This is a genomic window from Sneathiella sedimenti (assembly GCF_017313765.1).
Lineage (GTDB): Bacteria > Pseudomonadota > Alphaproteobacteria > Sneathiellales > Sneathiellaceae > Sneathiella > Sneathiella sedimenti.
Genome location: NZ_JAFLNC010000002.1, coordinates 732553 through 756841, shown reverse-complemented (window position 1 = coordinate 756841; position 24289 = coordinate 732553). Strand labels below are relative to the sequence as shown.

General features: G+C 57.8%; 20 protein-coding genes. 7 read left to right on the top strand and 13 right to left on the bottom strand.

The genetic code is table 11. The annotated features are described in order from the left end of the window. Positions 1-2: 2 nt before the first annotated feature. Positions 3-1373, bottom strand: a complete 1371-nt coding sequence (locus J0X12_RS08755; RefSeq protein ID WP_207044376.1) for a formimidoylglutamate deiminase — start codon at positions 1371-1373, stop codon at positions 3-5. Positions 1374-1433: 60 nt separating this feature from the next. Here J0X12_RS08755 and hutI point away from each other — a divergent pair, with 60 nt between their 5' ends. From hutI to hutU, 4 genes are read left to right on the top strand one after another with little or no spacing between them, the layout of a single operon-like run. Beyond that, a complete protein-coding gene (gene hutI, locus J0X12_RS08750) occupies positions 1434-2645 on the top strand; it encodes an imidazolonepropionase (RefSeq protein WP_207044372.1) in 1212 nt (403 codons plus the stop codon). Beyond that, on the top strand, positions 2645-4192 hold the full coding sequence (hutH, locus tag J0X12_RS08745) for a histidine ammonia-lyase (RefSeq protein WP_207044369.1): 1548 nt from the start codon (positions 2645-2647) through the stop codon (positions 4190-4192). Before hutI ends, hutH begins: the two co-directional genes overlap by 1 nt. A 1-nt stretch (position 4193) precedes the next feature. Next, positions 4194-5003: an N-formylglutamate deformylase gene (gene hutG / locus J0X12_RS08740; RefSeq protein WP_207044367.1), complete on the top strand. Its 810-nt coding sequence runs from the start codon at positions 4194-4196 to the stop codon at positions 5001-5003. A 12-nt stretch (positions 5004-5015) separates the two neighbouring features. Further along, positions 5016-6689: a urocanate hydratase gene (gene hutU, locus J0X12_RS08735; protein ID WP_207044365.1), complete on the top strand. Its 1674-nt coding sequence runs from the start codon at positions 5016-5018 to the stop codon at positions 6687-6689. Here the strand turns inward: hutU and J0X12_RS08730 are convergent. The 9 genes from J0X12_RS08730 to J0X12_RS08690 all read right to left on the bottom strand — a co-directional run bounded on the left by J0X12_RS08730 (position 6686) and on the right by J0X12_RS08690 (position 14301). After that, positions 6686-7603, bottom strand: a complete 918-nt coding sequence (locus J0X12_RS08730) for an SDR family NAD(P)-dependent oxidoreductase (RefSeq protein WP_207044363.1) — start codon at positions 7601-7603, stop codon at positions 6686-6688. The genes hutU and J0X12_RS08730 overlap by 4 nt on opposite strands. 36 nt (positions 7604-7639) lie before the next feature. After that, positions 7640-8107 (bottom strand): MaoC family dehydratase, encoded by a 468-nt coding sequence (locus J0X12_RS08725; protein ID WP_207044361.1) that lies wholly within the window; start codon positions 8105-8107, stop codon positions 7640-7642. 86 nt (positions 8108-8193) lie between these two features. Further along, positions 8194-8487, bottom strand: a complete 294-nt coding sequence (locus J0X12_RS08720; RefSeq protein WP_207044359.1) for a putative quinol monooxygenase — start codon at positions 8485-8487, stop codon at positions 8194-8196. A 1-nt stretch (position 8488) separates the two neighbouring features. After that, positions 8489-9139 (bottom strand): class II aldolase/adducin family protein, encoded by a 651-nt coding sequence (locus tag J0X12_RS08715; RefSeq protein ID WP_207044358.1) that lies wholly within the window; start codon positions 9137-9139, stop codon positions 8489-8491. A 14-nt stretch (positions 9140-9153) separates the two neighbouring features. After that, positions 9154-10698, bottom strand: coding sequence for an alkaline phosphatase family protein (locus J0X12_RS08710; RefSeq protein ID WP_207044357.1), 1545 nt, complete (start codon positions 10696-10698; stop codon positions 9154-9156). Next, the gene (locus tag J0X12_RS08705; RefSeq protein WP_207044355.1) at positions 10695-11333 is read right to left on the bottom strand and encodes a PqiC family protein; all 639 of its coding nucleotides are present in this window, start codon (positions 11331-11333) and stop codon (positions 10695-10697) included. Before J0X12_RS08705 ends, J0X12_RS08710 begins: the two co-directional genes overlap by 4 nt. A gap of 4 nt (positions 11334-11337) precedes the next feature. Continuing rightward, on the bottom strand, positions 11338-13047 hold the full coding sequence (locus J0X12_RS08700; protein WP_207044354.1) for a PqiB family protein: 1710 nt from the start codon (positions 13045-13047) through the stop codon (positions 11338-11340). Beyond that, on the bottom strand, positions 13037-13672 hold the full coding sequence (locus J0X12_RS08695; protein ID WP_207044353.1) for a paraquat-inducible protein A: 636 nt from the start codon (positions 13670-13672) through the stop codon (positions 13037-13039). Before J0X12_RS08695 ends, J0X12_RS08700 begins: the two co-directional genes overlap by 11 nt. After that, positions 13669-14301: a paraquat-inducible protein A gene (locus tag J0X12_RS08690; protein ID WP_207044352.1), complete on the bottom strand. Its 633-nt coding sequence runs from the start codon at positions 14299-14301 to the stop codon at positions 13669-13671. Before J0X12_RS08690 ends, J0X12_RS08695 begins: the two co-directional genes overlap by 4 nt. A 260-nt stretch (positions 14302-14561) precedes the next feature. On the opposite strand from J0X12_RS08690, the gene cysD reads away from it, so the two are divergent. Then, complete coding sequence (gene cysD, locus J0X12_RS08685) at positions 14562-15521, top strand: sulfate adenylyltransferase subunit CysD (RefSeq protein ID WP_273543396.1); 960 nt, start codon at positions 14562-14564, stop codon at positions 15519-15521. After that, positions 15521-17419, top strand: coding sequence for a sulfate adenylyltransferase subunit CysN (gene cysN, locus J0X12_RS08680; RefSeq protein ID WP_207044348.1), 1899 nt, complete (start codon positions 15521-15523; stop codon positions 17417-17419). The genes cysD and cysN overlap by 1 nt, the downstream gene beginning before the upstream one ends. Before the next feature lie 3 nt (positions 17420-17422). On the opposite strand, the gene rfbA is transcribed toward cysN, so the two are convergent. Further along, positions 17423-18292, bottom strand: a complete 870-nt coding sequence (rfbA, locus tag J0X12_RS08675) for a glucose-1-phosphate thymidylyltransferase RfbA (RefSeq protein ID WP_207044346.1) — start codon at positions 18290-18292, stop codon at positions 17423-17425. Between the two features lie 114 nt (positions 18293-18406). After that, the gene (locus J0X12_RS08670; protein WP_207044345.1) at positions 18407-19987 is read right to left on the bottom strand and encodes an SAM-dependent methyltransferase; all 1581 of its coding nucleotides are present in this window, start codon (positions 19985-19987) and stop codon (positions 18407-18409) included. 172 nt (positions 19988-20159) lie between these two features. On the opposite strand from J0X12_RS08670, the gene J0X12_RS08665 reads away from it, so the two are divergent. Next, entirely contained in the window at positions 20160-23774 is a 3615-nt protein-coding gene (locus J0X12_RS08665; protein WP_207044343.1) for a hydantoinase B/oxoprolinase family protein, read from the top strand. On the opposite strand, the gene J0X12_RS08660 is transcribed toward J0X12_RS08665, so the two are convergent. Next, positions 23775-24230, bottom strand: a complete 456-nt coding sequence (locus J0X12_RS08660) for a YHS domain-containing (seleno)protein (RefSeq protein ID WP_207044340.1) — start codon at positions 24228-24230, stop codon at positions 23775-23777. Between the last annotated feature and the right edge of the window lie 59 nt (positions 24231-24289).

The window sequence follows — 24289 nt, the reverse complement described above, 5'->3', positions numbered from 1 at the left end:
ATCTAGTGTCCGGCCGCCAGCTCCGTTATCACGCGGCGGAAGCGATGGGTGATTGCCTCCTCCTCCGCATGGTGGCGATCCTTGATCACCAGCTTGCCGTTGACCGCGACATCCTTTACCACAGAGTTATCGCCGGCGAACAGCCAGCTATCGAGGATTTTTCGCGCCGGCTTGCCAAGAAGCGCCGGGTGGTCCCCGTCGAGAAGGACGAAATTTGCGTAACCACCGACCTGCAGGCCTTCCTTCCCCGGACGGCCAAGCACCTGATGCCCGCCGGAAAGTGCCGCCGAAAATATCCGTGTCCCGGTTGAGCGGGATTCATCGCCAAGGACATTGCGCTGCTCTCTCGTCAGGCGCTGCCCATATTCCAGCAGCCGGATTTCCTCTGCCAGGGAAATATAGATATTGCTGTCCGACCCGAGCGCGATCCGCCCGCCATCGTCCAGAAACTCTCCTGCCGGGAAAATGCCGTCACCGAGATTTGCCTCCGTGATCGGGCAAAGTCCCGCAACCGCCCTGGACTGCGCGATGCCCCGCCGCTCCGTCTCCGTGATATGGGTGGCATGAATGAGGCACCAGCGATCATCAAGCGGCATATTTTCGGCGAGCCACTCGACGGGCCGCGCACCCGACCAGTCAAGGCAATCCGCGACCTCTTTCTGCTGCTCAGCGATATGTATATGACAAGGCATGTTCTTTGGGATTCCGGCAAGGAGCATTTGCAGCAAGGCCGGATCCACCGCGCGCAGCGAGTGCGGCGCAACGCCAACTAGAGTGGAATCGTTTCCCTGCGACCGGTTCTGCAAGCGTTGCACGAGAGTGAGAAATTCATCTCCCTCCATAATGAACCGGCGCTGATGATCTTGCGGGTCCTGCCCGCCGAACCCGCTGTAGCGGTACAGTACCGGCAGCAGCGTCAGGCCGATGCCCGTCCGCTCCGCCGCCGCAAGAATTCTACCGCTCATCTCCGTGGGGTCAGCGTACGCCGTGCCATCCCTGTCATGGTGCAGGTAATGGAACTCCCCGACCGAGGTGAACCCCGCCTTCAGCATTTCAAGATAAAGCTGCGACGCGATTATCTCCAGCTGCTCCGGCGTGATCGTGCGCAGGAAGCCATACATGACCTGACGCCAACTCCAGAAGCTGTCCGCCGCTGGTCCCGCCGCTTCCGCAAGGCCCGCCATCGCACGCTGAAACGCATGGGAATGTACATTGGCGATGCCCGGCACCGCATATCCCCGATGGATCACTTCCGCTTCCTTCGCGGTTCCGTCTCCTATAGCGAGAATTTCCCCACTTTCGGAGATATCAAGGAACTGATTTCGCCGCCAACCGTTAGACAACAGTATTTCGTCAAAAAAATGCTTGATCATAAGAGAAATCTTATCATAATAATTTGTATATACAAATTTAAAATAGAGGGTACGGGGAGAATGGCGAAAGCGGCTTGCGACAGACTTTTCATCAACGCACATTTTGCCACCATGACACCCGGTGGCGAACCCTATGGCGCGATTGACGCCGATGCCCTCGCCGTGACCGGTGACAGGATCAGCTGGCTCGGCCTTGCAGAAGACGGCCTGCCCGACGCCCCGGAGGTCATCGATCTCGAGGGCCGCTGGATCACCCCTGGCCTGATCGATTGTCACACCCATCTTGTCTATGCGGGCAACCGCGCTCAGGAGTTCGAGATGGGGTTAAACGGGGCAACCTATGAAGAAATAGCGGCAAAAGGCGGCGGCATTCTCTCCACGGTCATGGCCACAAGAGAGGCGAGCGAGAGCGATCTGGCCGCCGAAAGCCAGACACGTCTGCAGGCCCTGATCAGCGCCGGGGTGACGACGGTCGAGATCAAGTCTGGCTACGGCCTTGATCTCGAGAATGAGGTAAAAATGCTGGAAGCAGCAAAACATCTTGGGGAGATCAATCCGGTCCGGGTTCTCAAGACATTTCTCGGCGCCCATGCGCTGCCACCAGAATTCGCGGGCGACAGCGACGGCTATATGGCGAAGGTTATTCACGAAATGCTGCCGACCATTCACGCGCTCGGCCTTGTCGACGCTATCGACGCCTTCTGCGAGAAAATCGCCTTTTCCGAGGACCAGGTGCGCCAGCTTTTCAAGGCTGCCGACAGGATGAACATTCCGGTCAAGATTCATGCGGAGCAGCTCAGCAATCAGCGCGGGGCGGAACTCGCCGCGCATTTCAGGGCGCTCTCCGCCGACCACCTGGAATATATCGACGAAAAGGCCGTGAAGGAAATGGCGAGGGCCGGTACGGTTGCGGTCATCCTGCCCGGGGCCTTCTATTACCTCAGGGAAACACAGAAACCGCCGATCAAGCTGTTCCGCGAACATGGCGTGCCAATGGCGCTCGCCACCGATTGTAATCCCGGATCTTCGCCCACGACAAACCCGCAGCTGATGATGAACATGGCCGCCGTGCTTTTCCGCCTGACACCGGAGGAGGCGCTGGCCGGGTTCACCCGCAACGCCGCGAAGGCGCTCGGCCTTTCCTCTGAGATCGGAACGCTGGAAGTCGGCAAGCAGGCCGACCTTGCCATCTGGGATATCGAGCATCCCTCGGAACTCACGCAGGCTATTGGCTCTAACCCACTCTATTCCCGGATTTTTGGAGGTCAGTAATGAACGGCGATTCAACTTCAATTCTTTTGTCCCCGGGTCACCTTACCATCGACCAGCTTCGCATGATTTATGAAGGCGGATACAGTCTCTCCCTCGATCCTGCCTGCCGCGATGCTGTGGACGCCGGCGCCGCCACCGTTAAGGAAATCGTTGACAAGAACAAGACGGTTTACGGCATCAATACGGGTTTTGGACGCCTTGCCCAGGAGGTCATCCCGCACGACAAGCTGGAGGCGTTGCAGAAAAACCTCGTCCTCTCTCATTCGACCGGCACGGGGCCCCTCCTGGGCGATAATATCGTGCGTCTCGTCATGGCGATGAAGGCGGCAAGCCTCGCCCGCGGCTTCTCCGGCGTTCGCCTGAGCGTAATCGAGGCGCTGATGACGTTCCTTGATCATGACATCTATCCCTGCATCCCGGCCAAGGGTTCAGTCGGTGCGTCGGGCGATCTCGCGCCGCTTGCCCATATGACGGCGGCCATGATGGGGGTCGGCAATGTTCGCTTGAACGGGGAAATTGTGCCCGCGGACGCAACGCTAAAGGCGCTGATGCTGACACCTCTTGCACTGGGACCGAAGGAAGGCCTCGCGCTGTTGAACGGCACGCAGGTGTCAACCGCCCTCGCCCTCGCCGGACTGTTCGAGACGGAAAAACTTCTCGCCGCCGCGACCCTCGCCGGTAGCCTTTCCCTTGATGCCGCGCAAGGCACCGATGCACCCTTTGACAACCGCATTCACGCGGCACGGGGCCAGATCGGGCAAATGGAAATGGCGGCCAGCTACCGCGCACTGATCGAGGGGAGCGAAATCCGCAAATCCCATGAGGAATGCACCAAGGTTCAGGATCCGTATTGCCTGCGCTGCCAACCACAGGTCATGGGCGCCTGTCTTGACCAGATGCGCCATGTTGCAGCTATCCTGATGATCGAGGCCAATGCCGTTTCCGATAATCCGCTTGTCTTCGTCGAAACCGGCGAGGTGATTTCGGGCGGAAACTTCCACGCTGAACCGGTGGCCCTCGCCGCCGACAATCTCGCGCTCGCCATTGCCGAGATCGGCTCCATGTCCGAGCGGCGCATCGCCATGCTGGTCGACACCTCGATCAGCGGCCTGCCCGCCTTTCTGGTGACCAGTGCCGGGATCAATTCCGGGTTCATGATCGCCCATGTGACGGCGGCCGCCCTTGCCAGCGAGAACAAGCAGCAGGCCTACCCTGCCTCCGTCGACAGCATCCCGACGTCCGCCAATCAGGAAGACCATGTCAGCATGGCGACCCATGGCGCGCGGCGGCTCCTGCGCATGGCGGAAAATACGGCGACGATCGTTGGGATCGAGTTGCTTGCGGCGACACAGGGAATTGAGCTCCGCAGTCCGCTGAAAACCTCCGCCCCGCTTGAAAAGCTGCATGCGCAAATCCGCGAGATTGCCGCGTCCTACGAGGAAGACCGGTTCTTCGCCCCGGATATCGAGGCCGCGAAAAAGCTGGTGATGAGCGGCGCGCTCAGAAAAGAGTTCGCCGATTTTCTTCCCGATACATTGGAGAGTTAGCATGCAGGGCGAAGTTTTTACCTTAACTAGGGGATCTTCCCCCCTTCTCCTCAACCAGCCCCATGTCGGCCTTGAAGTCCCGGCATCCATCGAGAGACGCCTGACGGAGGCGGCGAAGGCGCTTCCGGATACGGACTGGCATATCGACCGCCTCTATCGGGATATGGCGGAAACGCTCGACGCCACGGTGCTGACGGCGCGGTTTTCACGTTATGTGATCGACCTCAACCGCGACCCGAAGGGAGTTTCCCTCTATCCGGGCCAGAGTGTTACGGAACTCTGCCCGACAACGCTGTTTGATAACGGCAAGCTGTATCAGGACGGGCTGGAGCCGGACATCGAGGAAATCGAGACACGGCACGGTGTCTTCTGGCAGCCCTATCACGATGTCCTGGCGGAAGAGATCGAGCGGATCAAGGCCAAGCATGGCTATGTGCTGCTCTATGACTGCCATTCCATCCGTTCCGTTATCCCGCGTTTTTTTGACGGGCGCCTGCCGACCCTGAATATTGGAACGGGGGACGGAATCTCGGCCGATCCGGCCCTAACGCAGGCGGTAGAGAAAATCGCCGCCGCCTCTCCCTACAGCTATGCGGTCAACGGCCGGTTCAAGGGCGGCTATATCACCCGCCATTATGGCGACCCGGCAGCCAACATCCACGCGCTGCAGATGGAACTTACCCAGGAGGATTACATGATGGAAACGCCGCCCTACAGCTATCTTCCGGACAAGGCGGCCGCGCTTCAGTCGACCCTTATCGTGATTCTCAAGACGCTGCTCGACTTCGGGCGGGACCGCATCGCTACATAAAGGAATGCCATCATGACGAACCGACGCGACAACAGCCGTGTGATCAAGGCCCCGACGGGCCCAGAACTTTCCTGCAAGAGCTGGCTGACCGAGGCGCCGCTCCGCATGCTGATGAACAATCTCGATCCCGATGTCGCGGAAAACCCGGCGGAACTGGTGGTTTACGGCGGGATTGGCCGCGCCGCGCGCAACTGGGAGTGCTTCGATCAGATCCAGCGATCCTTACGCGATCTCAATGCCGATGAAACGCTCCTTGTCCAGTCCGGCAAGGCCGTCGGCATCTTCAAGACCCATGAGAATGCCCCGCGCGTCCTGATTGCCAATTCCAACCTCGTGCCGCATTGGGCCAACTGGGACCATTTTAACGAGCTCGATAAAAAAGGCCTGATGATGTATGGCCAGATGACAGCGGGGTCCTGGATCTATATCGGCAGCCAGGGCATCGTGCAGGGCACCTATGAGACCTTTGCCGAAGCTGGGCGACAGCATTTCGGCGGCGACCTGTCGGGCAAATGGATCCTGACCGGCGGCCTTGGCGGCATGGGTGGCGCGCAACCGCTGGCCGCGACCATGGCCGGCGCCTCCATGCTTGCCGTTGAATGCCGGCCCAGCAGCATTGATTTCCGCCTGCGTTCAGGCTATCTCGATGAAAAGGCCGAGAGCCTGTCTGAAGCACTCGCCATTATCCGGGACGCGATACAGCGGGGGAAGCCGGTTTCCGTCGGGCTGCTTGGCAATGCCGCCGATATTTTTCCGGAAATTCTGGAAGGCGACATGCTGCCTGATCTCGTGACCGACCAGACTTCCGCCCATGATCCGGTCAATGGCTACCTGCCGCAGGGCTGGACCCTCGCCCAGTGGGAGCAGATGCGGGAAAATGATCCCAAATCCGTCGAGATTGCGGCGCGCAAATCCATGGCGGTGCAGGTTCGGGCGATGCTGGATTTCCAGGCGCGCGGTATCCCGACCGTTGATTACGGCAACAACATCCGTCAGGTCGCGCTGGAGGAAGGGGTCGACAGCGCCTTCAATTTCCCGGGCTTTGTTCCCGCCTATATCCGCCCGCTCTTCTGCCGGGGGATTGGACCCTTCCGCTGGGCGGCGCTTTCCGGCGACCCCGAAGATATCTTCAAGACCGACGCCAAGGTGAAGGAGCTGATCCCCGATGACGCGCATCTTCACAACTGGCTCGACATGGCGAAGGAACGCATAAAGTTTCAGGGGCTGCCGTCGCGCATCTGCTGGGTGGGCTTAGGTCAGCGCCACCGTCTCGGCCTCGCCTTTAATGAAATGGTGCGATCGGGCGAGCTTTCCGCCCCCATCGTGATTGGCCGCGACCATCTGGATAGTGGCTCGGTCGCCAGCCCCAACCGGGAGACGGAGGGGATGCAGGACGGATCAGATGCGGTTTCTGACTGGCCGCTCCTGAATGCCTTGCTCAACACGGCGAGCGGCGCGACCTGGGTCAGCCTGCATCATGGCGGCGGGGTCGGGATGGGCTTTTCCCAGCATGCCGGGATGGTAATTGTCTGTGATGGCACCAAAGAGGCGGACGAACGGATCGCCCGCGTTCTCTTCAATGATCCGGCGACGGGCGTGATGCGCCACGCCGACGCCGGTTATGAGGAGGCCATAGAATGCGCGAGGGAGAATAACCTCAATCTCCCGTTCCTGAAGAACGCCTAGATTTTGATGCCGAGGCCGTTCGCGGCCTTGGTCAGCATATTCGTCGTCTGGTCATTGCCGCTGGTATATTCGGCCTGCGTGGCCGGATCGGCGATTTCTGCCCAGTTTTCGGCAATTTTCTCCGGCGTGCGGTCTTCTTCAGGCAGCCATTTTCCACCTGTCTCATAAACGATGGTGCGTGCATATGTGCCCGCGCCCGCAGTGATGATCGTGCGGTTGGGACTGTCGTCAGAGACGATATAGAGAAGTGCCGGGGTGACGGATTCCGGCGTCAGCAGTTCCAGAAGATTTTCAGGGATTATATCCTCGGTCATGCGGGTCGCGGCGCAAGGCGACAGCGCATTGACCTTTATGCCGTACTTCGCGCCCTCGATCACCAGCGTGTTCATCAGGCCAATCACGCCCATCTTGGCCGCGCCATAGTTGGTCTGGCCGAAGTTACCATAAAGCCCGCTGGAAGAGGTCGTCATGGCAATGCGGCCATAATTCTGCTCCCGCATGATGCCCCAGACCGCCTTCGAGCAGTTGACCGAGCCCATCAGATGCACATCCAGAACGAAGGAAAAGTCATTCAGTTCGACGTTGGAGAAGGATTTATCGCGCAGCACCCCGGCGTTATTCACGAGAATATCAACGCGTCCCCATTTTGCCATGGTTTCCGCCACCATGGCCTCGACCTGTGCCATGTCCGTGACATTGGCGCCGTTGGCGATTGCCTCACCGCCCGCCGCCTCAATCTCGGCCACAACAGCCTTCGCCGCATCGGATGAGCCGCCACTACCGTCGACGGCACCGCCCAGATCATTGACGACCACTTTCGCACCGCGCGCCGCGAGCTGCAACGCATGGCTCTTGCCAAGGCCGTTACCGGCGCCCGTGACGATCGCCACCCTGTCATCAAACCGAATGCTCATCTTCTCTCCTTAATCTTCTGGATTTATGTGACTTTTTTATTCGTCAACAAAAGACATGCCAAGCCATTCAACGATCAGGGCCGGCTTTTCTTCACCCTTGATCTCGATCGTCACCTCGGTTTTTGTGAGATACTGGCCGGGGCGTTTTTCGTCGATGCTGAGGATCTTGGCGGAGGCGCGAATTTCGCTATCCACCTTGACCGGCTGCAGGAAACGCAGCTTGTCGATACCATAATTGATGCCCATGCGGACATTCTCGATCTTCGGCTGGATTTTCGGAACCAGTCCGGCGAGTAGCGACAGGGTCAGGAAGCCATGCGCAATGGTCGTGCCAAACGGCGTTTCCGCGGCCGCACGTTCCGGGTCCACATGGATAAACTGGAAATCATCCGTCGCCTCGGCGAATTTATTGATGCGTTCCTGATCGATCTTGAACCATTCCCCGGGTCCATAGACCGTGCCGACGGAATTCAGAAAATCGGTTTTGGATAGTGTCATTGTCATTATTGTTTTCCTCCAAATCAGTTTCAGGTGATTTTTCTAGCGAAATTTGACGCCGAACGATAGCCCCTATCGGGCATTGGCCGAATTTACAGCCGGTTCCAGCGTTCAATTGTCTTGCCTGAGATCATCGGTGTGACCGTCTCGATAAATTCGGCGAAGTGACGTGAGGCGAGATGCTCGTCAAAAGAAGCGGCATCTTCATACAGCTCATACAGCAGGATGCGGCCGGGATTATCCACATCGACGCAGATATCGAAATAATGGCAGTCGGGCTCCAGGCTGAGGGAGTTCTCCGCCTGCTTCCGCATTTCCTTCATAAAGGCCGCTTCCTGGCCGGGTATCACATCAAATCGCGCCGTTACCGCCAACCTGCTGGCCATCTCAATTCCCTCCCTGTGGCATACCGTAGCCCTTTTTAAACTGTTCCCTCACCGCGTCCATTTCCGCCTCACTGAGCAAGACTGGCTCACCGATCTGGAGGATGCGCCAGTAGGTCTCGCACAGTGTTTCCACCTCAACGGCGAGCGACAACGCTCGCGAGAGGCTTGCCTCCCCCGCCAGCAGTCCATGGTTGGCGAGCAGGCAGGCCTTGCGTCCCTCAATCGCTCTCAATGCGTTATCGGACAGTGCCTGCGTGCCGAAGGTCGCATAGTCTGCGCAGCGTATGGTATTTCCGCCCGCGACTGCAATCATATAGTGAAACGGCGGCAGCTCCAGGCGCTGGCAGGCGAGAGTCATGACAGCCTTGCCATGGGTATGCACCACGGCACCGAAATCCGGCCGCGCCTTTAAAAGATCCTGATGAAAGCGCCATTCGCTGGAGGGTTTGCGATGTCCGGCCGCTTCCCCGTCAAGGGACATCTCGACGATATCCTCGGGCGTGAGATCGTCATAGGCCATGCCCGAGGGGGTGATCAGGTATCCTCCGTCGATGCGGACGCTGGCATTACCGGAGGTTCCCTGATTGATGCCAAGCGCGTTCATTTTCCGCACCGTGGCAATCAGTTCCTTTCTCTCGGCGATATTGCCCATGCTATCTCCGCCTCTTAATAGAGCCGATGGCCGACAAGGCCGTTTTTCGACGCGCTCAAATTTACAAGCTCCCCATATTCATAGCGCATCCGCCAGGAAAGAAGCTCCTGCACGCAATCGAGCACAACCCCCTGATAATCGGGATCCTCCGCGAGGTTGCGCGTTTCGTCCGGGTCATTCTTCATATCGAATAACAAGGGCGGCAGCGATGCGAAATGCACATATTTGAACTCGGCATCCCGGTGAACGAGAAGATTGCACTCCGCGGAGGAGATATTCAGCATTTTTTCCGGCATCCCGGTGACCGGATCGCGGAAATCATAGAGCCAATGGACGGCGCGGCGCCAAGTCGCCGGCGTCTCCCCGCGTATAAAGGGCATCAGCGAATGGCCGTCACATTGGCGCGGGACCGGCACCCCAAGTCCGTCCAGGATTGTCGGCATCAGGTCAACGGACTCCGTAAACTCGCTTATCTGTTGTCCGGTATCGGCCTTCCAGCTTTGGGGCGGCTTGATGATCAGGGGGATGTGGAAACTCTCGTCATAAAAGCCGATTTTCCCCCAGAGATAATGATCGCCAAGCTGCTCCCCATGATCGGAGGTGACGATGATCAGCGTATCGTCATAGCGGCCTTGCTCTTTCAACGTCGCGATGACCCGGCCGAGGTTGTTATCCGCCTCTGTGATCAGCGCCTGATAGGTGGCACGAATCTGCATAACCGCCGCGTCATCAAGGTCGACGGCACGCCCTTCCCCTTCCATGAAGAAAGCGTCCTGCGGAATGGCTTCATACATCAGCGCAAGGGCCGGATGCAGGCCGCGCATCTCGTCGCGGGTGCTCGCATGAACCGGTGGTGCCATCTCCGCCGGATCATATAAGTCATGATATTCGGGCGGCGAGATAAAGGGCGGATGCGGTCGCAAGAAGGTGAGATGGTGGAAAAAGGGAGAGTTTGGCGCTTTCTGCAACCCGTCAATCAGCCTATCGGCCAGCCAATGGGTCTCGCTATCCGCCGCCCTGAAGCGACTCGGCGCCGATAACGGATGGCGGCCCGGCGGCAGTTTATAAGCGGGGTCTGGGTGATAGATCGCATAGCCCGGCCCCGGCACCTCATAACCCTTCGCCGCCAGATACTCGAGCCAGGGGATCGAGTTCTCGGCTAGTTGCTGTCCCACTGTGAAGCCCGGCAACACCCCTTCATAGGTCAGGAACGCCTCATGATCCTCCCCCAGCACGCGAGGGTCCGGCGTCGTATCCGTATAGCCCCACAGGGTCGGGTCATAGCCCGCCTTCCGGGCTTCCAGCGCGATATTGGTCAGGCTGTGATTAAGCGGCGTCCCGTTCCGGATGGAGCGGTGATTGCTGGGATACATACCCGTGAGAAATGTCGTCCGCGACGGGCCGCAAGGCGCAATGCAGGTATAATGGTTGAGGAAGGTCACACCTTCCCCAGCCAGCGCATCCAGGTTCGGCGTCTGTAGGGTCGGGTTGCCGGTCGCCCCGAGATGATCGGCGCGCCATTGATCCAGGGTGACGAAAAGGACGTTCGTTTTCATCATGAGGAGAGGTTCAGCCCGTTGAGCGAGGCTGCAATATCCTGCGCAAATTTGCCCAGAAGCTGGCTCAACGCCTTGGCATAGCTGTTATAGTCGCCGGGAGTCGCCGGTGTTTCATAAATCTTGGCGTGACGGGACAGGACCTTGTTGTCATAAAGCGCCTTCACATGCCAACGCACCGAAAGCCGCGCGACGCCCGTTCCGGTTTCGGTGATATCTATGACATTGACGGCGACCTGAAGCGATTGTTTATCGGGGCGGAAATCCGCCGGATAGGAGAAGACGCTCTCCGCCCCGACCAGATTAGCGACATTGCTGGTCAGCACCCGCTTGATGGCGTCACTCAAAGGTTCCGCCCAGTGATCGAAGTCGGAGACATTGATCGCGGACCCGCTGCCGAACGTCACAATCTGCGGCCGGTCCGCATAGCCCGGTATCTGCACCGGCCCGATGCCGACTGTCGCCCCGTCAGCCAGTTGCACGGGCGTCCCCTCCGTCTTCAGTTCCGAGGTGGTCTGCAAAATGTAGAAATTGGTCGGCGCCGATCCCGGCAGGCCGCCGCAGGCCGCAACCGGCAGGGCGATCAGCAGGAGGATAACGAGGTACCGCCCCAACGGGCGCAGATGAAATAGGGACATTGACTTATCTCTTTCCACTGATCAGGGAACTCGGGTTCCGTTCCAGGAAATCGGCGAGGCTGCGGACGGCCCGGCTGGCCGCCGCCAGTTCCTGCAACATATTCATCAGATCATATTTGAAGGGCGAGCCATCGGCAATCAGGCCGTTGACAGAAGTGAACATTGTCTCGGCCGACACCAGAGTTGCGTCAATTTTCTGGATGGCCTCACGGACGCCGTCGATGGTCTTGCCAATATTCGGCAGGGTCTTGGTGTCGATATTCTCCGCCACCACACGGATAGAGACCGCCAGCTTGCGATACTCCGCGATGGTAGTCTGCAACTCGCCGGAATTTATGAATTTATCCAGCCCCTCCATCGTGCCGATCACACTCTTGCCAAGCCGCTCAATGGGCAGCTTGTCGAGCTTCGCCATCAACTGCGCAACGGATGAAGTAATTTCCTCTAAATCCGCCGGGACCGTCGGAATTTCCGGATAGCGATCGCTGGTGGAGACATAGACGGCGGGCTTGTCCGGCACGAGATCGAGATCGACAATCAGTTGCCCGGTCAGGAAATTGGCGTTTTTAAGCTTCGCCTTCAGTCCGCGCTGGATCAGGTCCTTGATGATTTTCTGACGCAATTCCCGCCTCTCCACAACCGACCGGATTTTCTTGCCGTCATCCGTCAGCTTTATGCGTTGCGGCTCAATCTCGATCAGGACGGGAATGTAGTATTTCTGGTTCGCTTCGTCGATTTCCAAGCTGATATCGCGCACGCTGCCGACCTTGATCCCCTTGAACTCGACACTGCCACCTACTGTGAGACCACTGACGGAGCCGTCGAAATAGAGGACATAGACAACCTTCTCCGTAAAGCGGGCATCGTCCTTTGCCTGTTCATTGTCATACAGCTTGAACCTATGGCGTGATTCCGCCTTGAACGTGCTCTCGTAAATATGGCGTGTGCCGAATTCAATTGCCCCCGCAACGAGAGACTGCAGCGAATTTGCCCCGAGTTCAATTCCGGAGGTTGAGACGGAGACATTGATGCCGCCGGCATTCCAGAAATTTGTCCCTTCAAGCACCAGATCATCGTAGGGCTCCTGTACAAAGGCATAAACATCTATGGCCTTCCGGTCGTCGGCTAGGCGATAGCCGAGCACGCTGCCGACCTGTAGCCCCTTGTAAATGATCGGGGTACCGCGATTGATATTGCTCAGCTTCTCGGTGGAAAGGATATACTCCGTGCCCTTGTCGGTGGAGGTAATGACGGGCGCCGTCCGAAGGCCCGTAAACTTGGTTTTCCGTTCGCCGCCCTTCCCCGGATCGATCTCGATAAAGGAACCGGACAGAAGGGTTTGCAGGCCGGTGATGCCCTGAAAGCCGATCGCGGGCGACACAACCCAGAATCGGGCCGTATCCGTCAGATATTTATCGGCTTCCCGTGTCACATCGATCACCATCGACACCCCCTCCTCATCGTCGAGAATGTCAATGCGGCTCAGGGTTCCGATATTCACGTCCTTGTACTTCAGCTGGGTCTTGCCCGGCACCATGCCTTCCGCGTTGTCGAATATGATGGAGATTTCCGAGCCTCTGTCCGACAGCGCCTGAAAAATTAGATAGCCGGCAACCGCAAGCGCAATTGCCGGAACGATCCAGATGCTCATCAGGCTCGCATAGCCGCGGCGTACCTTCGCCTCCGGCAGTTTCTGCCCGCTATCATCCGTCATAGTCGTCCCCTTCGTCATCCCAAATCAAACGCGGATCAAAGGTCATGGCCGCGAACATCGTAATAATCACCACGGCGGCAAAGGCAATGGCGCCCGGTCCCGCCGTCACCGTTGCCAGCGCCTGCAGCTTCACCAGTCCTATCAGGATCGATATCATGAAGATATCGATCATGGACCAGCGGCCGATAAATTCCGTAAAGCGATAGAGCACTGCCCGCTTCCGTCGTTGTACTTTAAGGCGCAATTGCACCGAAACTACCAGAAAAAGTAAAGCGGCAATTTTGAAGATCGGCACAAAGACACTGGCAACGAAGACAATGATTGCAATCACCATCTGGCCAGAATGCGCCAGCTCTATCACACCGCCCATAATTGTATTCGTCGTCGACCGCCCGAAGGAGATCAGCGTCAGCACCGGATAGACATTGGCCGGTACATACAGAATACCCGCGGCGATCAGTAAGGCCCATGTCCGGCTCAGGCTGTTGACCTTGCGGCTATGAAGGCGCGCATCGCATCTGGGGCAACGGGCATTATGCGTGGTCGTGAGTCGGCTGGACACCAACAGCCCGCAGACATGGCAGGAAATGGCGCCGATTGACTTTGCCGTGACTGGGGCGGTCATGCGCGGATCTCCTTCAGCCGGGACCAGAGCGCATCCTCATCAAGGGTGAGATAGGCCATTACCGTCGCCGCCACCATCAGGACGAAGGCAAACAGCGACAGCCCGACGCTGACATCGGCAAAATCCTGCAATTTCACGAAGGCAACGATAATACCGAGAATGAATATCTCCGACATCGCCCAGGGTTTCAGATGAGTGAGCAGGCGGATCTGGAATTGCGGGCTGAAAGGAGACCGGCCAAACTGCATGGGCAGCAACAAGGTGATCAACACCAGCAGCACCGCGAGCGGCGCAACCACGCTGGAAATAAAGACAACAATCCCGAGTTCCCAATAGCCGGCATTCCAGAAGGCGATGGCGCCGTCAATCAGCCGGTTCGACTCTGACTGCCCTTCCATTTCGAATGTCAGCAAGGGGAAAATATTTGCGAGAATGAAAAACATCAGTCCGGTAAGCGCAAAGGCCAGCGACCGGTCGAGGCTGTTTTTATGGCGGACAAAAAGCAGCGCGCCGCAGCGAACACACCGACCCTGTTCCCCCTCCCTGATCGACGGGACCGAATGAATAAGGTCGCATTCCGGACAGGCAATCAGGGACTCGGTATAGGTGAAATCCTTATCAATCTCCATACGCTACTTTCATCAATCAATTGCGCCTCAGACAATAAAGCGCAAAGGCGCCGCATTCAATTGATTTCCATTGCGTATTTTCTCTCCAGACGGTTTTGACGATACCTCGGCAATGACATTTTCACCTATTGTAACATCAGGAAAGACACCCTATGTTGGCATTTAAACGGTATTTTTATGCAAAATGATATATTTCACATTTTAATACAGTTAAATAGGGTTGTTTCTTCTTGTGACAACTCTCGATATTATGTAAGCCCTTGCGCGAAGCGGCGCATCGGCGCCCGTTACAGGAAGCAGAGACAGACATTATGAGCACATCGCGTTTGACCCATCTACGCCAGCTGGAAGCCGAAAGCATTCACATCTTTCGCGAGGTGGTCGCGGAATTCGAGAAACCTGTCATGCTCTATTCCATCGGCAAGGATTCGGCGGTACTGCTGCATCTCGCGCGGAAAGCCTTCTATCCCTCTCCTGTCCCCTTCCCGCTTCTGCATGTGGATACGACCTGGAAATTCCGCGAGATGATCCATTTCCGCGATACCATCGTGAAGGATTACGGGCTTGAACTGCTGGTGCATACCAACCCGGAAGGCGTCAAACAGGGGATCGGCCCCTTCACCCATGGCTCGGCTCTGCATACCGATGTGATGAAAACAGAGGCCCTGAAACAGGCGCTCGACCAGTACAAGTTCGATGCGGCCTTTGGCGGGGCCCGCCGCGATGAGGAAGCAAGCCGCGCGAAAGAGCGGGTCTTCTCCTTCCGCAACGAGTCCCATCGCTGGGACCCTAAAAACCAGCGGCCGGAACTCTGGAATGTTTATAACGGTCGGGTCCGGAAAGGCGAAAGCATCCGCGCCTTCCCTCTCTCCAACTGGACCGAGCTCGATATCTGGCAATATATCTATATGGAGGATATTCCCATCGTGCCGCTCTATTTCGCCGCCGAACGGCCGGTGGTGGAGCGCGAGGGGATGCTGATCATGGTCGATGACGACCGCATGCCGCTTAGCGAAGGGGAGACGCCGATGATGAAATCGGTCCGCTTCCGCACTCTCGGCTGTTACCCCCTGACCGGCGCCATCGAGTCGACGGCGTCCACGCTGCCCGAGATTATCCAGGAAATGCTCGTCGCCCGCACATCCGAGCGGCAGGGTCGGCTGATCGACAAGGACCAGGCCGGGTCGATGGAGAAGAAGAAGCAGGAAGGATATTTCTGATGGACCAGAGAACCGAAGCGACGACCGTGGAAATCGACGCCTATCTCAAGACACAGGAACAGAAGAACCTCCTCCGTTTTATCACCTGCGGCAGCGTGGATGACGGCAAGAGCACCTTTATCGGCCGCCTGCTGTGGGATTCGAAACTGTTGTTCGAGGATCAGCTCGCCACGTTGACCGCCGAGAGCAAGCGCGTCGGCACGCAGAATGGCGACATTGACTACGCCCTCCTTCTTGACGGCTTGCAGGCCGAGCGCGAACAGGGCATCACCATCGATGTCGCCTATCGTTTCTTTGCCACCGACAAGCGGAAATTCATCGTCGCCGACACCCCGGGGCATGAGCAATATACCCGCAACATGGTCACCGGCGCCTCCTCCGCCGACCTCGCCGTCATCCTGATCGATGCGCGCAAGGGCGTCCTGATCCAGACCATGCGGCACAGCTATCTGGTTAACCTGCTCGGCATCAAGAAAGTCGTGCTGGCGATCAACAAGATGGACCTTGTGGGATATGACGAGGCGGTGTTCGAGAAAATCCGCAGCGGCTATCTCACATTCGCAGAACAACTCGATTTCGAAGAAATCACCCCGATCCCCGTCTCTGCCTTGAAAGGCGATAACATGATCGGCGCGAGCGAGGCCATGCCCTGGTACGACGGGGCCAGCGTGCTTAGCTATCTTGAGAATGTCGAGATTGGCGCGGAGGATCTCTCCCGCCCGTTCCGGATGCCCGTGCAGTGGGTCAACCGGCCGAACCTTGATTTCCGGGGCTTTTCGGGCACCATCGCCAGCGGCACGATCCGTGTCGGGGATGAAATCGTCGAGCCCGCGTCAGGTCGGAGCAGCCGGGTCGCGCGCATCGTCACCTTCGATGGCGATCTAGACGAGGCCATCGCCGGACAGGCCGTCACCCTCACCCTTGAGGACGAGATCGACATCAGCCGCGGCGATATCCTTTGCGCGACGAAGGATCGGCCGTCAACCGCCGACCAGTTCGAGGCGAAGATCGTCTGGATGAGCAGCGAGCCCATGCTGCCAAGCCGAACCTATCTATTGAAACTCGGCACCGGAACGACGGCGGCGCGAATCAGCGACCTGAAATACACGGTCAATGTCAATACCATGGAGCATATGGCGTCCAAGAAGCTGGAGCTCAATGATATCGCCGTCTGCAACCTGTCTCTCGACAAGGCGATTTCCTTCGATCCCTATGCGGAGATACCGGCGACGGGCTCCTTTATCCTGATCGACCGGTTTAGCAATGCGACCGTCGCCGCCGGCATGATCGATTTCGCGTTGCGCCGGGCGGAAAATATTCATTGGCAGTCCGTGGATATCCATAAGGAGGCGCGCGCCGAGCAGAAGGGACAGAAAGCCTCTGTCCTCTGGTTTACCGGCCTTTCCGGTTCCGGCAAATCGACGATCGCCAACCTGGTCGAGAAAAAGTTGCATGCCCTGAACAAGCATACTTACCTGCTGGATGGCGATAACGTGCGACACGGGCTGAACAAGGATCTCGGCTTTACCGATGCGGACCGGGTGGAGAATATCCGCCGCGTCGGCGAGACGGCAAAACTGATGGTCGATGCGGGGCTGATTACACTTGTTTCCTTCATCTCCCCCTTCCGGAGCGAGCGGCAGATGGCGCGCGGTCTGCTGGAGGAGGATGAATTCCTGGAAGTCTTTGTCGATACTCCGCTCGAGATATGCGAGGCGCGCGATATCAAGGGCCTCTACAAGAAGGCGCGGGCCGGCGAAATCAAGAATTTCACCGGTATCTCGTCCGATTATGAACGGCCGGAAAATGCGGAAATTATTATCGACGGCGCCCGGACGAGCCCGGAAGACGCCGCCGATCAGGTCATCGCAACCCTTGAAATGCGTGGCTTTATCTAGCCGTTATTTCAACAGGTCCAGCAGATACTCGCCGTAACCGCTCTTGCGAAGCGGTTCGGCGAGGGCTGCAAGCTCATCCGCCGTGATGAATTTCTTCTGATAGGCGATTTCCTCGGGGCAGGCGATTTTCAGGCCCTGCCGTTTCTCGATCGTCTGCACGAAATGGGAGGCTTCCAGCAGGTTGTCATGAGTGCCGGTATCGAGCCAGGCGCTACCCCGGCCGAGAAACTCCATATTGAGCTCCCCCTGATCGAGATAGAGACGGTTGAGATCAGTGATTTCCAACTCCCCGCGGGCACTTGGTTTCAAATGCTTGGCAAAGTCTATGACCTGATTGTCGTAGAAATAGAGGCCGGTAATGGCGAAATTCGATTTCGGCTTTTTCGGTTTCTCCTCGACCCCGATGACTTTACCGGTCTCGTCAAATTCCGCGACACCATAGGCCGTAGGGTCCGAGACGTGATAGCCGAAAATGGTGGCGCCGTTTTCCCGCGCCTTGGCATTCTGTAGCAACAGGCTAAAGCGGTTGGCGTAAAAAATATTATCCCCGAGAATCAGGGCGGAGTGGTCGTCACCGATATGATCGGCCCCGATGATGAAGGCCTGGGCCAGCCCGTCCGGCGACGGCTGCGCCGCGTAGGTAATATTCAACCCCCAGCGCGAACCATCCTGCAAGACGCGCTGGAATACGGCCTGTTCTTCCGGCGTCGTAATGATCAGGATATCCCGGATATCCGCCAGCATCAGGGTTGTCAGCGGGTAATAGATCATCGGCTTGTCGTAGATCGGCATCAGCTGTTTGCTGACACCCAAAGTCAAGGGATGAAGCCGGCTGCCTGTTCCGCCCGCGAGAATAATGCCTTTATGCGCCATGGGTCCTGTCTCAATGTCGTTTAAAATTAATGCACTAGGAATAGCATATCATTAACGGCATAGAGTTTAAATTTTCTTACTTTTTAAACTGTTCAGGGCCATGTATCCGGATAACTATGCCGTGCCGGATGCTTCCGCGTTATCGGCAATGCGGTCTAGCAGGACTTGCGCCTCACGATGGCCCGGCTCCCGCCGTAGCAGGTTTTTCAACGGATCGCGCGCGTCACCCGCCCGGCCGGCCAGCCAAAGAATCTCGGCAGCGAGAAGCGTTCCTTCCGTCGTCGCCTCAAGAAACTGCCGGTTGCGGTCAACGACGTCAAGCGCCCCCTCCACATCGCCGGCCTCCAGCATCAGCAGGATAATCGGGATCGCGGGATCAAGGGCGGAGCCACCTCTGAAATGCGCCTCATCAACCTTCTTCAACGCTTCAACAACCGACTGTTTCTGAAGCGCCCCCGCCATGGGCAGGGTCTTCCTGAGAGTCTCGGCGCAACCACGGAACATCTTGATGTCACCATAACTCATCCGCAACAGGGCGAGGCATTGCGGCAGGCTGAGACCGGCAAAATTCTCCTCGGCGATTTTCTTCAGCATGAAATACTCGTCCGGTCCGAAGTCACGGATATGTGTGTCGAATTGATACGTCAGATGCCGGGCCTTTCTCCGCCCCCGGTTCATCAGTACCCCCGCCATTTCCAGCGATGATTTTGCATGACCCGGCGTTAAATACTGCCCTTTCTTACGATCTACATATTGTGAAATCGCATGATAATTGACATGCAGATTGAAGGTGCCGTTTGTTGGCACCTTTCGTGGCGGCAACTCGGAAAGGGCGAGAAGGTCAGAGACCCCGAAATCACCCGACAGCAAGAACATCGGACCCGTCGTCAGCTGTTGCAGCCGGTCAATCATCCGGAACCCGCCGACAGGAAGGGAGATATGCAGCTCCCCCGTCATTTTCCGGTATTTTTCGAGAAGTCTGTTCCAGTCCTCATGCTCGTATATATCTGCCGTTGTCGGCTGTTCGTGATAGTCAAACCGGGTGGCGCGGACGATTTCCGCAATGTCATCGCTGTCCGTTTCGATCCGGTGACAGACCCGCCGCTCGAATAGCTGGTTATCCCGGACGGTGTAAAAATCATGCGGCAGGCTGTCGATCACATAATTCGCAATCACCGCGAGCGGGTTTGACAGGCCCCCCGGCGTGATCTTTCTCCCGGAGATCAACAGGCGGATCGGGTCATCTTTCAGAACATCGAAATAGGCGAAATCCAGAACCCCCTGATCGACAAAGGGTTTTAACTGCGGATGCTGCCGCCAGAACTCGATATTGGCCTCGCAAACATCCGTCATCACATAGACGATATGTTGCCTGCAGTTGGCAGCCTGTTCCTCGGGCGAGAAAAAATGCCGCAGGAAACCATGGGAAAAGCGCCCCGGTCCGGCCCCAAGCTCGACGATGTAATGCGGCTCCCGCCGGGCGCGGTCGCTGCGGCCCTGACCGAAATCCTCCAGAAAGCCGCGAATGACCTTGGCATAGGCGCGCGCGATAAACGGGTTCGTCGTCACATAGTCCGGCACCCTGCCCGGCGCCCAGGCGTCGACACCAAGTATGTCATAGTAGCTTCGCAGCAGGTCCCAGACCGGCGACTGGGACAGGGGAACGTAATTTTCAAAAGTTTCATCTACCGTCATTTGAGCCGCTTTCCTGAATTTCTCCTGCCTCAGAAACGTCCGGCATTGCGATTCCGTGAAAGCGGTGAAATCTTTCACCAATACGGCTTTACCTGCGCCAGTGCCTGATGATAAGCATTTGAGGTGTCCGGTGGCGCGCACGGGATCTATATGGCTTCGGTTGAGAGAAACTATGACGAATAAAATGGATGACGCGGCGACGAAGGAATGGCAGATCTGGGTTGACCGTGGTGGCACCTTTACCGACCTTGTTGCGCGCAAGCCCGATGGCGAAATCGTCACCCATAAGCTCCTCAGCGAAAATCCGGAGCAGTATGAGGACGCGGCGCTGCAGGGCATTCGCGACCTGCTCGGCCTCAACAAAAAAGATGATATTCCGGCCTCCCAGATCGATGCGGTCAAGATGGGCACGACGGTCGCCACCAACGCGCTGCTGGAACGCAAGGGCGAACCTCTCGTCTTTGTCACGACGGAGGGGTTCCGCGATAGCCTCCGTATCGGGTACCAGACGCGACCAAGGTTGTTTGACCTGAACATTCAACTACCCGAGATGCTTTATAGTCACGTGATCGAGGTAAGGGAGCGTGTCGGCGCCACCGGCGAGATGATCCGCCCTCTCGATACGGAAGAGGCCCGCGCCAGGCTGCAGGCCGCCTATGATACGGGCCTGCGCGCCTGTGCCATTGTCTTCATGCATGGTTATCGCTATCCCGATCATGAGAAAGCCGTCGCGAAAATCGCGAAAGAGATCGGCTACACGCAGGTCTCCACCAGTCATGAGACCAGCCCCCTGATGAAGCTGGTCAGCCGGGGCGACACCACCGTGGTCGATGCCTATCTCTCCCCTATCCTGCGCCGCTATGTCGACCGGGTCGCGTCCGAGCTCGGCGATACGCGGCTGATGTTCATGCAATCGAACGGCGGCCTGACAGATGCGCATTTCTTTCAAGGAAAGGACGCCATTCTTTCCGGTCCGGCGGGCGGCGTCGTCGGCATGGTCCAGACCAGCGCCATGGCCGGTTTCGAGAAAGTCATCGGCTTTGATATGGGCGGCACGTCGACTGATGTCTCCCACTATGGTGGGGAGTATGAACGCACCTTCGAGACCGAGGTCGCCGGTGTGCGCATGCGCGCGCCCATGATGCTGATCCACACCGTGGCGGCAGGCGGCGGCTCGATCCTGCATTTCGATGGGGCAAGGTACAAGGTCGGCCCGGACAGCGCGGGCGCCAATCCCGGCCCCGCCTGCTACCGCAAGGGCGGACCGCTGACGGTCACCGACTGCAATGTCATGCTCGGCAAGCTCGCGCCGGACTTCTTTCCCAAGGTCTTTGGCCCCAATGCCGACGAACCGCTGGACGTCGGGACGGTCCGCGAAAAATTTGAGGCCCTTGCCGCGAAGATCAATGCCGCCACCGGCGACAACCGCAGCCCGGAAGAAGTTGCGCGCGGCTTTCTCTTCATCGCGGTGGAGAATATGGCCAACGCCATCAAGAAAATCTCCGTCCAGCGCGGCTATGATGTCTCTGAATATGTGCTGACCTCTTTCGGGGGTGCCGGTGGACAGCATGCCTGCCTGGTCGCCGACAGTCTCGGCATGAAGAAAATTTTGCTGCATCCTTACGCCGGCGTTCTTTCCGCCTTCGGGATGGGGCTCGCCGACCTTCGCGTATTAAAGGAGAAGGCGATGGAGGTGACGCTGGCGGACGCCGCTCTTGCCGATATCGCTGCAACCCTCGAAGATCTCGCCAGCGAAGGGCTGGCGGAAATGCGCGCGCAAGGGGTCAGTGACGCCCGTATCCGGGTCGAGCGCAAACTCCATGTCAAGTATCAGGGCTCCGATACCTCCATGGTTGTCGATGATGGCCCGCTCGAGGGGGTAACCAAAGCGTTCGAGGCGGCCCATCGCCAGCGCTTCGGCTTTACCACGCCGGGAAAAGCGATGATTGTGGAAGCTGCCGCGGTTGAGGTCGTCGGCATCGGCGACAAGATCGGCGACCTCCGCCACGCAGGCGGCGATACCAAGCCCACTCCCCTCGCCCGGCAGGAAATCTATATCGGCGATGGCTGGCAGAAATGCCCTTACTACGATCGCGATAAACTGCCCGTCCGTGCAAAGATAGACGGACCGGCCGTTATTGTTGAAAAGACCGGCACAAATGTGATCGAGCCCGGCTGGCAGGCGGAAATGACGGATCGCGGCGATCTGGTCCTGACCCGGACAGAGGAGCTTAAACGTGAAATGGCGATCGGCACGGAAGTCGATCCGGTCATGCTGGAGATTTTCAACAATCTTTTCATGAATGTTGCGGAACAGATGGGCACGGTGCTGGAGAAAACCGCCTATTCGGTGAATATCAAGGAACGGCTTGATTTCTCCTGTGCGGTGTTTGACCTCAATGGTGACCTGATCGCCAACGCGCCGCATATGCCGGTGCATCTCGGCTCCATGTCCGAAAGCATCAAGGCCGTGATCACCAAGCATAAAGCAACGATGAAGGCGGGCGATGTCTTTGTCCTGAACGCCCCCTATAACGGCGGCACGCATCTGCCCGATGTTACTGTGATCACGCCGGTGTTCGATCTGGCGGGCAAGGACGTTCTCTTCTACGTCGCGAGTCGCGGCCATCACGCGGATATCGGCGGCACAACGCCCGGCTCCATGCCCCCCGACAGCCGCACGGTGGAGGAGGAAGGCGTCATTCTTGACAATGTCCTGCTGGTCGATGGTGGCAAGCTGCTGGAAGACGAGATTGTCGATATCCTGAAATCCGGCAAATATCCGTCCCGCAATACGGACCAGAATATGGCCGATTTGAAGGCGCAGATCGCGGCTTGTGAAAAAGGCATTCAGGAACTGCGCCGGATGGTCGATCACTTCGGCCTTGAGGTTGTTCATGCCTATATGGGCCATGTGCAGGATAACGCGGAAGAATCCGTGCGCCGCGTGCTCGATGTGCTGAAAGACGGTTCCTTCAGCTATGCCCTCGATGACGGCTATGAGATCAAGGTCAAAATCTCAATCAATAAGGAGGCGCGCACAGCCCGTATCGACTTCACCGGGACCAGCGGCCAGCATCCAACCAATTACAATGCGCCGAGAGCGGTCACCACGGCGGCGGTGCTTTATGTGTTCCGCTGTCTGGTTGAGAGTGACATTCCCCTGAACGCCGGCTGCCTGAAACCGCTGGAGATTATCGTGCCGGAACGCTCCATGCTGTCACCGGAATATCCGGCGGCTGTTGTGGCGGGCAATGTCGAGACATCGCAATGCATCACCGACTGCCTGTTCGGCGCTCTGGGTGTGATGGCGGCGGCGCAGGGCACCATGAATAACTTTACCTTCGGCAACGCGACCTACCAGTATTACGAGACGATCTGCGGCGGCTCCGGCGCGGGTCCTGATTTCGACGGCACCAGTGCCGTTCATACCCATATGACAAATTCCCGCCTGACCGACCCGGAGGTGCTGGAATGGCGCTTCCCGGTGACGCTCGAAAGCTTTGAGATTAGCAAGAATTCCGGCGGCAAGGGCACGCATAAGGGCGGCGACGGGACGTTACGCAAGATCCGCTTTCATGAACCGATGTCGGCGGCGCTTCTCTCCAGTCACCGCGTTGTGCCGCCCTTTGGCCTCAAGGGCGGGGCGGATGGCGAGGTCGGCAAGCAATGGGTGATCCGCACGAACGGTGAAATCGAGTATCTTGAGGGCCGCGACAAGACCGAGATGGCGGCGAACGATATCTTCGTTATCCAGACGCCAAGCGGGGGTGGTTACGGGAAGTAGTTATTTGCTGGCGAGATATTTCTGCCAGTTTTGATCTGCGTCCTTGATCCGCTCGGCAATGCCCGTGTTCTGCCAGCGGATGCGGCCCGCATCATGCCCGAAGAGATAGAGCTTGCCGTCAAAGATCAGCCAGACGCCGGGGTCAACGTCCGATAAATTGCCAAGGCTCATCTGGTTGGAGCAATAGCCGCCATACTGCGGGGCATAGCTTTCCGGATCGGCGGCGAAAAGATCGCGGCTTTTGGCGTCGACAAAGCGCCAGGTTGCGCCCTTGTAGTCGACGCTGTACTCATCCTCCCCTTCTGCGGGGCCCGATTTCGTGAAATAGGCCGTGCTGTCATGGCCATCGACGGCAAGCCCGCCGAGATAGCTCTTGTTCACTTCCTCAAAGGCAACGGCCGTCCCTGCTCCTGTGAGAGCAAGCAACAGTGTGATCGCGGCGATAAATCCACGCATAAAATCCCTCCGTCTGTGACCGACCGCATTATCGCCGCGGCGCCGATCACCGGAAAATC

Bases quoted from the DNA above. Each gene is read 5' to 3' on its own strand.
- J0X12_RS08755 (WP_207044376.1), bottom strand. From the start codon at position 1,373: ATGATCAAGCATTTTTTTGACGAAATACTGTTGTCTAACGGTTGGCGG.
- hutI (WP_207044372.1), top strand. From the start codon at position 1,434: ATGGCGAAAGCGGCTTGCGACAGACTTTTCATCAACGCACATTTTGCC.
- hutH (WP_207044369.1), top strand. From the start codon at position 2,645: ATGAACGGCGATTCAACTTCAATTCTTTTGTCCCCGGGTCACCTTACC.
- hutG (WP_207044367.1), top strand. From the start codon at position 4,194: ATGCAGGGCGAAGTTTTTACCTTAACTAGGGGATCTTCCCCCCTTCTC.
- hutU (WP_207044365.1), top strand. From the start codon at position 5,016: ATGACGAACCGACGCGACAACAGCCGTGTGATCAAGGCCCCGACGGGC.
- J0X12_RS08730 (WP_207044363.1), bottom strand. From the start codon at position 7,603: ATGAGCATTCGGTTTGATGACAGGGTGGCGATCGTCACGGGCGCCGGT.
- J0X12_RS08725 (WP_207044361.1), bottom strand. From the start codon at position 8,107: ATGACAATGACACTATCCAAAACCGATTTTCTGAATTCCGTCGGCACG.
- J0X12_RS08720 (WP_207044359.1), bottom strand. From the start codon at position 8,487: ATGGCCAGCAGGTTGGCGGTAACGGCGCGATTTGATGTGATACCCGGC.
- J0X12_RS08715 (WP_207044358.1), bottom strand. From the start codon at position 9,139: ATGGGCAATATCGCCGAGAGAAAGGAACTGATTGCCACGGTGCGGAAA.
- J0X12_RS08710 (WP_207044357.1), bottom strand. From the start codon at position 10,698: ATGATGAAAACGAACGTCCTTTTCGTCACCCTGGATCAATGGCGCGCC.
- J0X12_RS08705 (WP_207044355.1), bottom strand. From the start codon at position 11,333: ATGTCCCTATTTCATCTGCGCCCGTTGGGGCGGTACCTCGTTATCCTC.
- J0X12_RS08700 (WP_207044354.1), bottom strand. From the start codon at position 13,047: ATGACGGATGATAGCGGGCAGAAACTGCCGGAGGCGAAGGTACGCCGC.
- J0X12_RS08695 (WP_207044353.1), bottom strand. From the start codon at position 13,672: ATGACCGCCCCAGTCACGGCAAAGTCAATCGGCGCCATTTCCTGCCAT.
- J0X12_RS08690 (WP_207044352.1), bottom strand. From the start codon at position 14,301: ATGGAGATTGATAAGGATTTCACCTATACCGAGTCCCTGATTGCCTGT.
- cysN (WP_207044348.1), top strand. From the start codon at position 15,521: ATGGACCAGAGAACCGAAGCGACGACCGTGGAAATCGACGCCTATCTC.
- rfbA (WP_207044346.1), bottom strand. From the start codon at position 18,292: ATGGCGCATAAAGGCATTATTCTCGCGGGCGGAACAGGCAGCCGGCTT.
- J0X12_RS08670 (WP_207044345.1), bottom strand. From the start codon at position 19,987: ATGACGGTAGATGAAACTTTTGAAAATTACGTTCCCCTGTCCCAGTCG.
- J0X12_RS08665 (WP_207044343.1), top strand. From the start codon at position 20,160: ATGACGAATAAAATGGATGACGCGGCGACGAAGGAATGGCAGATCTGG.
- J0X12_RS08660 (WP_207044340.1), bottom strand. From the start codon at position 24,230: ATGCGTGGATTTATCGCCGCGATCACACTGTTGCTTGCTCTCACAGGA.